This window comes from Microcystis aeruginosa NIES-4325 (genome assembly GCF_008974145.1).
Classification (GTDB): domain Bacteria; phylum Cyanobacteriota; class Cyanobacteriia; order Cyanobacteriales; family Microcystaceae; genus Microcystis; species Microcystis aeruginosa_G.
Map to the genome: position 1 here is coordinate 1 of NZ_BJKP01000124.1, position 464 is coordinate 464.

1 pseudogene is annotated in these 464 nt (G+C 40.9%); it reads right to left on the reverse strand.

Annotated features, from left to right (window positions below):
* Positions 1–142: pseudogene (locus tag MiAbW_RS19280) on the reverse strand (methyltransferase regulatory domain-containing protein); the annotation flags it as partial.
* Between the last annotated feature and the right edge of the window lie 322 nt (positions 143–464).

Below are 464 nucleotides of genomic sequence, written 5' to 3' on the forward strand. Positions count from 1 at the left end.
CTGCTGAGAGATTGACCATATCGATATGGTCATTAATATGAGCGGAACCCACATATTTAAGTTTAGCATCCTCTGATTCTTTCGCCACTTCATCGAAGTAAAAAGAATTCCATTCCTGATTAAAATACTCGTGAGCTAAATATAGCACTTTTCACGTTAGTGAGGTATCAACAAGTTTTGCAAACAAAGGGTTTAAGCTCCTTGCCCATACCTCATTCTGATCTTCTGTTTAGACTATAGCAAAAAATGGGTTATTTAGGACGCTTTCAATTTTCAAACTCTTATCGGTCAAGGGTTTCAGCGATTGATTGTCCTAACCACCCCGATCTTTGCTATATAAGAGGTGGTCTGGGCAGATGGTGACAAACTTGCCTGAATTGAAAGGCCGCTTTTGTCATCGGGCTATGATGACTCGTAATTCTTTCATGACGCAAGGGTAATGCCCAACTTCCCTCAAGCTCTGG